1 rRNA gene is annotated in these 2,555 nt (G+C 58.0%); it reads right to left on the bottom strand.

What is annotated here, in order from left to right:
- Window positions 1-114 precede the first annotated feature (114 nt).
- Window positions 115-2,555, bottom strand: a 23S ribosomal RNA gene (locus BT98_RS0120105); the annotation flags it as partial.

Here is a 2,555-nt window from a genome sequence, read left to right as displayed (position 1 = left end):
CATGCGGCGCTGGGAGGGCGATGTATATTCGGGTGTGATGTGTGTGTGTGTGAGCGGGTGCGCTTTGGTGCTGCGCGCGGTGTCCCTTGTTGGGGGGACTGCGGCGGCGGGGAGTGATGGAGTTCGATCGGGCGATTAGGACCGCTCGGCTGCATGCATTGCTGCACTTCCACCTGCGGCCTATCGACGTGGTGGTCTTCCACGGCCCTTGGGGAGACCTGGTTTTGAGGCTGGTTTCCCGCTTAGATGCCTTCAGCGGTTATCCGTTCCGTACTTAGCTACCCGGCGATGCTCCTGGCGGAACAACCGGTGCACCAGAGGTACGTCCATCCCGGTCCTCTCGTACTAGGGACAGATCCTCGCAAGTCTCCAACACCCATGGCAGATAGGGACCGAACTGTCTCACGACGTTCTAAACCCAGCTCACGTACCGCTTTAATCGGCGAACAGCCGAACCCTTGGGACCTGCTCCAGCCCCGGGATGCGATGAGCCGACATCGAGGTGCCAAACCTCCCCGTCGATGTGGACTCTTGGGGGAGATCAGCCTGTTATCCCTAGAGTACCTTTTATCCGTTGAGCGATGGCCCTTCCACGCGGGACCACCGGATCACTAAGGCCGACTTTCGTCTCTGCTCGCGCTGTCGCGCTCGCAGTCAGGCGGGCTTATGCCTTTGCACTCAACAGCCGATGTCCGACCGGCCTGAGCCCACCATCGCGCGCCTCCGTTACACTTTGGGAGGCGACCGCCCCAGTCAAACTGCCCACCACGCAGGGTCCTGGCCCGGGCTGACCGGGCTCAGTGAGATGCCAGAAAGAAACAGGGTGGTATTTCAAGGTTGCCTCCACCTGAGCTAGCGCCCGGGTTTCGATGGCTCCCACCTATCCTACACAGTTCCTTCCTGGCACCACTGCGAAGCTGCAGTAAAGGTTCATAGGGTCTTTCCGTCTGACCACGGGTACCCCGCATCTTCACGGGGAATTCAATTTCGCTGAGTCTATGCTGGAGACAGTGGGGAAGTCGTTACACCATTCGTGCAGGTCGGAACTTACCCGACAAGGAATTTCGCTACCTTAGGACCGTTATAGTTACGGCCGCCGTTTACCGGGGCTTCGGTTCGATGCTTGCACATCTCCCCTTGACCTTCCGGCACCGGGCAGGTGTCAGACCCTATACGTCATCTCTCGATTTCGCAGAGCCCTGTGTTTTTACTAAACAGTCGCTACCCCCTGGTCTGTGCCACCCCACCTTGCTTGCGCAAGAAGGGGTCTCGCTTATCCCGAAGTTACGCGAGTAATTTGCCTAGTTCCTTCAGCATAGTTCTCTCAAGCGCCTCGGTATTCTCAACCAGTCCACCTGTGTCGGTTTCGGGTACGGTCTTTATCGACAGCGCTGTTTCCTGGGCTGCTCTGGCTGCCGCCCCAATCCGATAAGGGGCAACAACGCTTTGCAGCCGTCACGTCTGTCAGGCCCAGGAATATTCACCTGGTTCCCATCGACTACGGCTTTCGCCCTCGCCTTAGGGGCCGGCTCACCCTGCGCGGATTGACCTTGCGCAGGAACCCTTGGACTTTCGGCGACAGGGGTTCTCACCCTGTTTATCGCTACTCATGTCCGCATTCGCACTTCCGATACCTCCAGCAGCCCTCACGGGTCTGCCTTCGCAGGCCTACGGAACGCTCCGCTACCACGCATGCTTGCGCATGCATCCACAGCTTCGGCACGTGGCTTGAGCCCCGTTACATTTTCGCCGCAAGACAGCTATTAGACCAGTGAGCTATTACGCTTTCTTTAAAGGATGGCTGCTTCTAAGCCAACCTCCTGGTTGTTTTGGCCGTCTCACATGCTTTCCCACTTAGCCACGATTTGGGGGCCTTAGCTGGTGGTCTGGGCTGTTTCCCTCTCGACAATGGACCTTAGCACCCACTGTCTGTCTGCCGTCCTGTACTCTTCGGCATTCGGAGTTCGGTAGGGTTTGGTAGGGCTTTGGGCCCCCCTAGCCCTTCCGGTGCTCTACCTCCGAAGGTAATCGGACGACGATCTACCTCAATAGATTTCGCGGAGAACCAGCTATTTCCGAGTTTGATTGGCCTTTCACCCCTAGCCACAGCTCATCCCCGACTTTTTCAACAGGCGTGGGTTCGGCCCTCCAGTGGGTGTTACCCCACCTTCAGCCTGGCCATGGCTAGATCACTCGGTTTCGGGTCTTCTGCCGGCAACTCAAGCGCCCTTATCAGACTCGCTTTCGCTGCGCCTACACCTCTCGGCTTAAGCTTGCTGCCAACAGAAACTCGCGGACCCATTATACAAAAGGTACGCCGTCACACCTCCCATGATTGAACATTGGGGTGCTCCGACTGCTTGTAGGCGCTCGGTTTCAGGTCTCTTTCACTCCCCTCGTCGGGGTGCTTTTCACCTTTCCCTCACGGTACTTGTGCACTATCGGTCGCCAAGGAGTATTTAGGCTTGGAGGGTGGTCCCCCCACGTTCAGACAGGGTTTCACGTGCCCCGCCCTACTCGAGGATCCTGCAAGACACTACGCCTACGGGGCTATC

This window comes from Roseomonas mucosa ATCC BAA-692 (assembly GCF_000622225.1).
In the GTDB taxonomy this organism is placed as follows: domain Bacteria; phylum Pseudomonadota; class Alphaproteobacteria; order Acetobacterales; family Acetobacteraceae; genus Roseomonas; species Roseomonas mucosa.
The sequence above is the reverse complement of the archived record's forward strand: the minus strand, read 5'-3'. Positions and strand labels throughout refer to the sequence as shown.